The 8,420-nt window shown below is 69.1% G+C and carries 8 protein-coding genes and 1 pseudogene; 6 read left to right on the forward strand and 3 right to left on the reverse strand.

What is annotated here, in order from left to right; translation table 11 throughout:
* The 4 genes and pseudogenes from E2651_RS38110 to E2651_RS38125 all read left to right on the forward strand — a co-directional run.
* Nucleotides 1-443: pseudogene (locus E2651_RS38110) on the forward strand (2-oxoacid:ferredoxin oxidoreductase subunit beta); the annotation flags it as partial.
* 234 nt (nucleotides 444-677) lie between these two features.
* The gene (locus E2651_RS38115; protein ID WP_245239474.1) at nucleotides 678-2,069 is read left to right on the forward strand and encodes an aromatic acid/H+ symport family MFS transporter; all 1,392 of its coding nucleotides are present in this window, start codon (nucleotides 678-680) and stop codon (nucleotides 2,067-2,069) included.
* A gap of 206 nt (nucleotides 2,070-2,275) precedes the next feature.
* The gene (locus E2651_RS38120; protein WP_135335856.1) at nucleotides 2,276-3,025 is read left to right on the forward strand and encodes a sigma factor-like helix-turn-helix DNA-binding protein; all 750 of its coding nucleotides are present in this window, start codon (nucleotides 2,276-2,278) and stop codon (nucleotides 3,023-3,025) included.
* A gap of 129 nt (nucleotides 3,026-3,154) precedes the next feature.
* On the forward strand, nucleotides 3,155-3,841 hold the full coding sequence (locus E2651_RS38125) for a response regulator transcription factor (RefSeq protein WP_135335857.1): 687 nt from the start codon (nucleotides 3,155-3,157) through the stop codon (nucleotides 3,839-3,841).
* Here the strand turns inward: E2651_RS38125 and E2651_RS38130 are convergent.
* Nucleotides 3,831-4,211, reverse strand: a complete 381-nt coding sequence (locus E2651_RS38130; protein ID WP_135335858.1) for a DoxX family protein — start codon at nucleotides 4,209-4,211, stop codon at nucleotides 3,831-3,833. The two genes, E2651_RS38125 and E2651_RS38130, sit on opposite strands and share 11 nt — an antisense overlap.
* Nucleotides 4,212-4,399: 188 nt before the next feature.
* On the opposite strand from E2651_RS38130, the gene E2651_RS38135 reads away from it, so the two are divergent.
* Both E2651_RS38135 and E2651_RS38140 read left to right on the forward strand, forming a co-directional pair.
* Complete coding sequence (locus tag E2651_RS38135) at nucleotides 4,400-6,541, forward strand: helix-turn-helix transcriptional regulator (protein WP_135335859.1); 2,142 nt, start codon at nucleotides 4,400-4,402, stop codon at nucleotides 6,539-6,541.
* A gap of 6 nt (nucleotides 6,542-6,547) precedes the next feature.
* On the forward strand, nucleotides 6,548-7,105 hold the full coding sequence (locus tag E2651_RS38140; RefSeq protein WP_135335860.1) for an XRE family transcriptional regulator: 558 nt from the start codon (nucleotides 6,548-6,550) through the stop codon (nucleotides 7,103-7,105).
* A gap of 21 nt (nucleotides 7,106-7,126) precedes the next feature.
* Here the strand turns inward: E2651_RS38140 and E2651_RS38145 are convergent, their stop codons facing one another.
* Nucleotides 7,127-7,309, reverse strand: coding sequence for a type II toxin-antitoxin system prevent-host-death family antitoxin (locus E2651_RS38145; RefSeq protein WP_135335863.1), 183 nt, complete (start codon nucleotides 7,307-7,309; stop codon nucleotides 7,127-7,129).
* 158 nt (nucleotides 7,310-7,467) lie between these two features.
* Complete coding sequence (locus E2651_RS38150) at nucleotides 7,468-7,914, reverse strand: hypothetical protein (protein WP_135335861.1); 447 nt, start codon at nucleotides 7,912-7,914, stop codon at nucleotides 7,468-7,470.
* Between the last annotated feature and the right edge of the window lie 506 nt (nucleotides 7,915-8,420).

Consider the following 8,420-nt stretch of genomic DNA (forward strand, 5'->3'; position numbering starts at 1 on the left):
CGGCGCTGGTGGAGATCTACCAGAACTGCAACATCTTCAACGACGGCGCCTTCGAAGTCCTCAAGGACAAGCAGCAGGCCGAAGAAGCCGTCATCCGCCTCGAACACGGACAACCCATCCGCTTCGGAGCCGATGCCTCGATGGGCGTCGTACGCGACCCCCTCACCGGCGACCTCAGCATCGTCGAGGTCACCGAGGACAACCAGTCACAGATCCTGGTCCACGACGCGCACGCCGCTTCCCCGAACACGGCCTTCGCGCTCTCCCGCCTCGCCGACCCGGACACTCTCCACCACACCCCCATCGGTGTCCTCCGCGACGTCGAACGTCCGGTCTACGACACGCTCATGGCCGACCAGCTCGACACCGCCATCGAGCAGAACGGCAAGGGCGACCTCGCCGAGGTTCTCTCCGGCGGCGACACCTGGACCGTCGTCGGCTGAGACGAGTGGAGCGACAAGCCGAGTACGTGCACGAGGTCGGCTCGAATCAGACGCTGGTCGCTCTCAACCGTGCGGGACAACGATGCTGTTCAGTTCCTCCCCGGGGACCGCGGTACCGCAGCACGGTCAGAAGCTCCCCTTGCTCGAGGCGTCCCCCATGCCCGCTGACACCCGCGCCTCGGCTTGTGCTTCTTCCCCGTACGCCCCGTACGCCCTGAACGAAAGGGTCCGCCCATGACCACGGACGCCCCGGCACACTTGAGTCCGCAGGAATTCATCGACCAGAGGCCGATGAGCCGCAGACATTGGCGCATCGTGGTCCTCGGCCTGCTGATGATGGTGGCCGACGGACTCGATTCCACCATCGCCGCCTTCGTCTACCCCCGGCTCGAGGACGACTGGGGCACCGATGTGCGCACAGTGACCGTCATCGTGACGCTGAGCGTGCTCGCGATGACCATCGGCGGTGCGACCGCAGGCCCGCTCGCCGACCGCTACGGGCGCAAAGGCGTCATCGTCACGGGCATCGCCGTCTTCGGCCTGGGCACGGCGTGCATGGGCATCACGCAGAACGTCGGCGCCTTCGCCGCGACGCGGATCGTGTCCTGCCTGGGACTCGGCGCGATCCTGCCGACCGTGATGGCTCTGGTCGCGGACTGGACACCCGCCAAGCGCAGGGTCCAGATGGTCGCGCTGGCCTTCGCCGGGGTGACGGCCGGCATCACCGTCGGCGGCGTACTCGCCTCGACTCTCATCCCCGTGTTCGGCTGGCCCACGCTGCTGGTCGTGACCGGACTCGCCCCGCTGCTGCTGATCCCGGCGGTCGTCCGGTACGTACCGGAGTCCGTCGGCGTGCTCATCACCCGCGGGCGGCCCGCGGCAGAGATACACAAGGCCCTCTCCGTCATCGCTCCGGACCAGGACCTGTCCCACGTGGTCTGGGACGAGACCACGGTGCAGCGACGCCCGCAGCGCCCGGCACGAGTCGTCATGTCCCGTGAATTCAAGCGCATCACGTTCCTGCTGTGGATGAGCTTCTTCCTGGCGCAGGGCATGACGGCCCTGATCATCACCTACATGCCGCTGCTGGTCGAGCAGACGGGCAGCCTGACGTCCTCGCAGGCCGCGGTGGCCGTCGCGGTGTTCGGATGGGGCGGCCTGACGGGACAGCTCTCCGTGTCCTTCGCGCTCAAGCGATTCGACCGGTTCCAGGTCCTCTCGGCCCTGTGGGCGCTGAGCATCATCGGCTTCGTGGCGGCCGCCTTGTGGGCCGCGCAGTTCGCCGCGCTGCTCGCCGTGGCGTTCCTCCTCGGGCTCTGCCTTCCGGCGGCCAACTCCGCGCTCCAGGCGATCACCGCGGTGGCCTACCCGCCCGCCGCGCGCGCCACGGGAGTCAGCTGGGCGAACACCGCGGGAAAGCTGGGCCCCATCGCCAGTGGCCTGACCGGCGGCCTGATGGTCGACGCGGGCTGGACCCTGGGCACCGTCCTGCTCATCCTCGTCGTACCCGTCGGGATCTGCATCGTGGCCACGCTCGCGCTGCGCGCCCGCAGCCGGGGACCCCAGGCGGAGCCGCCGCACCCCGAGCCTCAGCCGCTTGCCACCCCCGCGTCCGAGCATGTGTGAGCGAGCCGGCCAAGCCACTCGGTGACGGCCGTACGAGCGCACAACACCCCCTGTTTTCCTCCCCGTTGCCGGTGGCCACTCCCACCTTCGTCCCCACCCATGTCACCGGCGCCGCGGCTGTCTCGTCTTGATTACTGACAGCAGGTTCCCGGACGGAGAGGTGACAGCCGATCTTCGGCCGCCGAGTACGTCAAGGAAGTGTGTGCGTGAGCCGAAACGAGGAGTTCGAGGAGCTGCAGCCCCTGCTGCTGACGATAGCCCGCCGCATCCTGGGCAGCACCGCTGAGGCCGAGGACGCGGTCAACGAGGCCTGGCTGCGCTACGAGGAAGCCCTCACGGTTCCTGTCTCCGGCAAGGAGTTCTTGTCGGAGGCGGTCACCCGGATCTCGATCGGCGTGCTGCACTCGGCCCGCGTACGGCGGGGCAGAAGCGTCGGACAACGGTCTTTCGCGCTGCTGCCGGGCGACTTCGACCACGACCCGCAAGGACCGGCGGAGTCGGCCGAGTCGTTGTCCACGGCGGCCGTGCTGCTCCTGGAGCGCTTGTCACCGCTCGAGCGCGCGGTCTTCGTACTGAGGGAGATCTTCGGGTACGAGTCGCCGGAGATCGCCTCGGTCGTGGGATGTCCGGAGGAGGTCTGCGAGCAACTCGCCGCCACCGTACCGATGGTGAGCGGCGGCGGTGACACGGCTCTGCCCTGGCCGGGGCGCATCGTCGGTGCGGAGCAGGTGGCCCGGGTGCTGGCCGCGATCGTGCCGGCGCTGGTGCGCGTCGGCGTCACCATGGAGCCGCAGCAGGTCGACCAGGGCCCCGGCGCGGTCTTCCGCGACCGCCACGGCAGGGTCCTCGGCGCTCTGGCACTCGACATCCTCGACGGCCGCATACAGACGATCCGTTGGGTGACCCACCCCTACGCTCCCCGGGATCCGGTGGCGGACACCCCCGTCGCCACCTGACGCGCCTCGCGGGTCCGGGAGCCGACCGCATCAACGACGAGGAAGGTGAAGCAGCATGACGTCCGGTGCCCCCGCGGCCATGAATGCCGCCCGCAGTCGTCAGACCCACAAGCCCCAGGAGCGTACGGCATGATCCGTATCCTGCTCGCCGACGACCAGCCGCTGTTGCGCAGCGGGTTCAGCGCGCTCCTCGACGCCGAGGACGACATAGAGGTGGTGGCCGAGGCCGCCGACGGGCAGCAGATCCTGGAACTCACCCGCGAGCACCGGCCCGACATCGTCCTCACCGAAGTCCAGCTGCCCGGCCTCGACGGCATCGAGGCCGCCCGCCGCATCGCCGCGGACCCGGCCCTGGCGCGCGTACGGGTCGTCATCCTGACCAGCCACGGCCTCGACACCCAGGTCTTTGCCGCACTGAGCGCCGGCGCCGCCGGATTCCTCGTCAAGGACATCGCGCCCGAGGACCTCCTGCACGCCGTACGTGTCATCGCACGCGGCGACGCCCTGCTCGCCCCTTGTGTGACCCGCACGGTGATCAGCCGCCTCTTCACCCGGCCGACGCACCGCCCTTTGACCGCCACCGGCCTCAAGGAGCTGACCCAGCGCGAACGCGAAGCCGTCGCCCTGGTCGCGCAGGGGCTTTCCACCCACCAGATCGCCGACCGCATGGTGATCAGCCCGCTGACCGCCAAGTCCCACATCCAGCGGGCCAAGTCCAAGCTGCGGGTCAGAGGCCGCACTCAACTCGTCGCCCATGCCTACGAGTTCGGCCTCATCTCCCCAAGCGCCTCTGACCCCGGTCTAGTCAGCCGGTGAAGGACTCGGGGCCGAAGCGGCCCCACGCCACAAAGACGGCCAGGCACAGGTAGAGGAGATCCACCACGATCGCCGCCTCGTGACGGCGCAGCCGCGTGTAGACCGCGCCGGTCATCAGCAACGCCGCCCCCACGGCGGCCAGCGGCACCACCCCCGGCGCGATGTCCAGCACGGCAGGCAGCACCAGGCCTACAGCCGCCAGGACCTCGACGGCGCCGATAGCCTTGACCGAGCCGGCGCTGAAGTCCTCGACCCATCCGCCGGCGGGATAGGCGGCCAGCTTCTCCTTGGAGAGGAACAGCTTGGTCGAGCTGGCGGTCAGAAAGACGACAGCCAGCAGTCCGGCAGCGATCCACAGAGCAAGATTCATCACACGGCACAGTGCCCACCGGCACACCTTCGGCGCATGACAAAACACCCATATTCATCCGCATGTCGATGCAATGCACAAATGTACGCCGACGCCGCTCCACATAAGGGCGATCCAGTGCGCGTTTAAGCGTGCGATCCACGGCGCGATTGGGTTACGGTGACCGGTGATCACCGGAGGTGCCCTCTATGTCCACTGAGAACGAGCTGTTCGGCGCTGTGGATGCGCTCCTTGAGCAGGTCGCACAGGACGATCTGCCGGATCCCGCCGAGCGCAAGCGGCTGCGCGAGGCCGCGGGCCTGAGCCAGGCCCAGATCGCCAGGGCGCTGGACGCACGCCGGGAGGCGGTGGGGAACTGGGAGGCCGGACGCACCGAGCCGCGCCCGCCGAAGCGCGCCGCCTACGCCCGCCTCCTGGAGGGCCTCGCCGAGCGCTTCCCCGCCCCGCCCGGAGCCGAGCCCACCACGCCACCACCGGCCCCGGCCGACACCGTCACGGCACCCGAGGCGACGCCGCCCCCACCTCCGGCTGCGAAGACGCCGGCGAAGACACCGGCGAAGAAGCCGACCCCCGCGGCCACCGCCACCCCCCGCTTCGAGAACGGGCCACTCGCCGTGATCGATGTCGCCGCCGACGCCGACGGCGGCGAGGCGATGGCGTACTGCGTCGGCGGCCTGATCCTCGACGTGCCCGCCAAGAGCCTCGCGGCGCTGGTGGACTGGACACTGACCGAAGCCCACCTCGGCCAGCCCCGGCTGCACCGCAACGGCCGCGACGCCGACCCGGTCCTGGTCCTGGCCCCCCGCGCACTGGAGCGCTACGGCCTGCCCGCCGCCCTGTCGGACGAAGAGCGCCGCGCAGGGCGGCTCAAGGACAGCCACAAGGTGGTCAAGCAGCTCGGCCGGGCCGAACTCCAGCTCACCCAGCGCGGGTTCGGGCCGTGGACGCGCGTCTTCCGTGACCCCGAGGGCTCCAGGCGCCGCTGCGTGCAGCTGTGCATCCCGGCCTGGGGCGCGCTGCCCGTCGACGAGTGGGACGACAAGCAGTCCCCGCAGCTGCCGGCCATCGAGCCCCCGGACCTAGCGCGGTTCCTCGGCACGTACGCGGAGCGGGTGATGACGCCGCGCGGCACCACGGCCGTCACCGGCCTGGAGCTGATGACCGCCCTGCGGCCGCCGACCCGCGCGGAGAAGAACGAAGCCACCGGCGAGTACGAGCGGGCGTTCAACGCGGACGCCCTGACCCAGGTGTACGACGTCGTGCCGTGCGAGGTCCCGGACGAGCACCCGATCCTCAAGGGCGTCTACGCCCGGCACCACCTGCGCACCCCGGCCGAGATGCTGATGGAGGAGCCGTTCGACTGGTGCCGGGACCTGACCGATGACGAGTGCATGAAGCCGTACCTGGTCGGCATCGACGTGAACATGGCGTTCGCGGCCGCCGCCAACGGCCTCAACGTCGGCCTCAACGGCCCCACTCACCTCACCGGCAACCCGGCCTTCGACCCGTCGCTGCCCGGCTCATGGCTGGTCGACCTCTCCCACGTCGACCTGTCCCGGGCGCGGATCAACGGCCGTACCGTGGACGGCGACCGGCTGCCCTCGCCGTTCACGCCGAAGGGCACTCGCCCGGAGGGCCCGGCCTGGTACACGACACCGACAGTCGCGTACGCGGTGGAGCTCGGTTTCGACGTCGCCCCGATCGAGGCGTACGTGCGTACCGCCTCGGGCCGCTATCTGGACGGCTGGTACAAGCGACTGCGCGACGCCTACGTGACGACGATGGCCGACCTCGGGGTCGCCACCGGCATGGGCGACGAGGAGTTCCTCGAGGCGATGGCCCGCTCCAAGCAGATGGACCCGGCGATGGCCCTGCTCCTGAAGGCGATCAAGGCCACCGCGAAGGGCGGCATCGGCAAACTGCGCCAGCGCAACCGCGGCCAGGTGCCGTACTACGAGCCATGGCCGGCGCTCGCCCGGGAGACATGGCGCCCCGACATCCGGGCCGCCGTCCTGGCCACCGTACGCATCGGCATGCACCGCAAGATGATGAAGACCGCCGCCGCGGCCGACGTCTACCCGGTCGCGATCGCCACGGACTGCATCGTCTACCCCTCCACAGGTCCGAGCCCGCTCGATCTCCTTCCCTACACGAGCGAGGGCAAGCCCGCGCCGGGCACGTTCCGGCTCGGGGTGAGCCCCGGAATGGTCAAACACGAGGGAACCCAGACCGTCCTGTGGGCGGAATCTCAATTCGAGAACCACGGCGGCCTGTTCAACATCGCCCGGAACATCAAGGACGGCGGACCGGCCGCCGACGACGGGGAGTAGAAGACGATGGTCGACTCGCTGGGCGACAGCCTGGACCGCGCCCTGGAGCAGGCGTTCACCCGCCCCATCCCCAAGAGCGCCCAGGCGCAGATGAAGTACTTGGTCAAGCAGCTCAAGGGCACCAAGGCCACCGCCCAGCTGCTCGGGGTCTCCCAGCGCACCGTGGAGCGCTACCTGGTCGGCAAGCTCAAGCGCCCCCGCAAGGCCCTCGCAGCCCGCATAGAGCAGGAGGTCAAGAAGCGCTGGCAGCCCCAGATCCGAGCCAAGGCGAAGCAGAAAGCGGCATCCACGGACGGCATCGTCGTAGCCACCCGGGCCCGCTTCGGCTTCACGGCGGCCCCGGGCACCACCGACGACCCCCGCACCCGCCACATCACCCAGGCCCTGTCCCCCCACTGGGCAAAGCGCCTGTTCGAGGCCCACGACCGGGGCGCCACCGAAAACCAACTCCTGCAGATCGCCGCGCAGGGAATGGGCGAACACTATTTCCGCGACAACAACCGCCGCGCCCAAGGCCTGGACGTGGAATTCACGGACGTGGAGGAAATCGAGATCTCGCTTTAGCGCCGGGCCGGGGCGGTCGGGTCAGTGAGCCGTGCGCTCCAGCCCGAGTCGGACCCGGACCTCAGCATGAGGCACGCCCGTGACCTCTCCCGCAGCCTGGCGCGCACGGTACTCGGCGAGCGCGAGGGCGTCTTCGAGGTCGGCGAGTTCCACCAGGGTGCCGGACTTGGCTCGGGCCTCGGTGATGGGCAGCGTCTCACTCATCACCTGGGCCGCCATCACTCTCATGACCCGCCGCCTCACCCGCCGCACGAACCGCCCCGCCGAACGCCGCGACATTGCCCACGGCTACGTCATGCCGGAAGCAGCCTGACTCCCAGCGGAGATTTTCCAACAGCGAATGAGGAGCCACAGGGCTCTGATCAGTTGAAGCGGTAGCGCAGAGAGGTGAAGCCTTGGGCGGCGTTGGAGTAGATCTGGGCGGTGGTCGCCGCTCCTTCGGCGTTGGTCAGCTTCGCCTGCAGCCGGATGGTGGTCGGTGCGTTCGCGCGGAAGACCTCGCTGATCGGTGCGGTGCCGTTGCCGCCATGGTCGCCGGCAGCGGTGTCGATCGTCTGGTACACGTTCCGCTCGCTGGAGGGAACGGCCACACCCGCTGTGGCATCCCACAGCCTTGCTGTGATGTAGGCGTTGACCTTCCCGTACGCCACCAGACGTCCGCGGACGTTCGCGTCGAGCAAGTAGAGACCGGCGAAGGGGAGGCTGAGCTCCAGCGGGACGTCAGTCCACGCTCCGGGCGGCAGGTCGACCTCCGTCGCCGTCATGTGGTCGATGTCGAAGGGAAAGGTCGACGGCGGGGGAGTAGTCATCTGCGTACCTCCAGGAGAGTGCCTGTTCGACAACGAACGCCTTCGGGAGAGCCTCTGGCCGTCCGCTGCTGCGGATAGTCCCCAACCGTCAGAAGCAGAATGCGCTGGAGGGCCGACGAGGCGAGGCACATTGCACAAGGAGGCGCAGTATGACCTTCATATCTACGCTGTTCGGCGCTTCCAGCGCCCCTAACGAAGGCAGTGCGCAGGGGCGCTTCCTCGCCGCCTCAGAGCCTGTGTCGAACAGCAGGAAACGGCGCAGAAAGCCACCGAAGCCGATCCCCCCAGATGCACATGCGGGGCCTGCAACCCGATGGCACGGTCTCCTTGAGTGGCGCATCCAGCGCGCTACTCGCGGTCGGAGGTTCTGACACAGGCACTCACAGGCCAACCGGGTGCCCGCATCGGGTCTGTGCAAACTCTGTGCAACTCGGCGACTGATCAACGGGGTTGACTCGTATGTAAAGGGCCCCGCGACCGCCGATACGGACCGGGGGCATGGCCGA

This window comes from Streptomyces sp. MZ04 (assembly GCF_004684775.1).
Lineage (GTDB): Bacteria > Actinomycetota > Actinomycetes > Streptomycetales > Streptomycetaceae > Streptomyces.

Coding starts and splice junctions, on each gene's coding strand:
- E2651_RS38115 (WP_245239474.1), top strand. CDS start 678: ATGACCACGGACGCCCCGGCACACTTGAGTCCGCAGGAATTCATCGAC.
- E2651_RS38125 (WP_135335857.1), top strand. CDS start 3,155: ATGATCCGTATCCTGCTCGCCGACGACCAGCCGCTGTTGCGCAGCGGG.
- E2651_RS38130 (WP_135335858.1), bottom strand. CDS start 4,211: ATGAATCTTGCTCTGTGGATCGCTGCCGGACTGCTGGCTGTCGTCTTT.
- E2651_RS38135 (WP_135335859.1), top strand. CDS start 4,400: ATGTCCACTGAGAACGAGCTGTTCGGCGCTGTGGATGCGCTCCTTGAG.
- E2651_RS38140 (WP_135335860.1), top strand. CDS start 6,548: ATGGTCGACTCGCTGGGCGACAGCCTGGACCGCGCCCTGGAGCAGGCG.
- E2651_RS38145 (WP_135335863.1), bottom strand. CDS start 7,309: ATGAGTGAGACGCTGCCCATCACCGAGGCCCGAGCCAAGTCCGGCACC.
- E2651_RS38150 (WP_135335861.1), bottom strand. CDS start 7,914: ATGACTACTCCCCCGCCGTCGACCTTTCCCTTCGACATCGACCACATG.